General features: G+C 65.0%; 1 protein-coding gene. It reads right to left on the bottom strand.

What is annotated here, in order from left to right:
* The coding region (locus tag P0D89_RS53785; protein ID WP_408379773.1) for an IS91 family transposase at positions 1-655 on the bottom strand (655 nt) is incomplete at both ends.

Consider the following 655-nt stretch of genomic DNA (forward strand, 5'->3'; position numbering starts at 1 on the left):
GATGCGCTTGAAGCCGTCGGGCGGCACATGCAGCAGGAAGCGGCGGATGAATTCGTCGGCCTCAAGCGTCATGGTCTTCGTTGCGACGGGGTGTTTATAGTCTTTCCAGCGGAAGGTGACGTGGCCGTCGTCGAAGCTGACCAGCCGGTGGTTCGAGATGGCCACACGATGGGTATAGCGGCCCAGATAGTCGAGCACGTGCCGGGCGTCGCCGAAGGGAGGCTTCGCATAGACGACCCACTCGGCCTGTGCGGCCGGTGCGAGAAAGGCGGCGAACGCCCGGATGTCGGCGAGCGGTTCAAGCTGGCCGTAGAAATGCAGTGCACCGGTGTCGAAGGCATGGCGCAGCTGTGCGAGAAACAGACGCCGGAACAGCCGCGAGAGCACGCGCACGGGCAGGAAGAAGCCGGGACGGCAGGCGATCCAGTGTTCGCCGTCCGGGGCGATGCCGCCGCCCGGTACCACGCAGTGCACGTGCGGATGGTGTTGAAGGTTCTGCCCCCAGGTATGCAGGACCGTGATGAAGCCGATTTCGGCGCCCAGGTGTTTCGGATCAGCGGCGATCGTGCGCAGGGTTTCGGCGCTGGTGCGGAACAGGATGTCGTAGAGCACGCGTTTGTTCTGCCAGGCGAGCGCCGCGATGGGCTCGGGCAAG

Source organism: Paraburkholderia sp. RL18-085-BIA-A, from assembly GCF_046027075.1.
GTDB lineage: Bacteria > Pseudomonadota > Gammaproteobacteria > Burkholderiales > Burkholderiaceae > Paraburkholderia.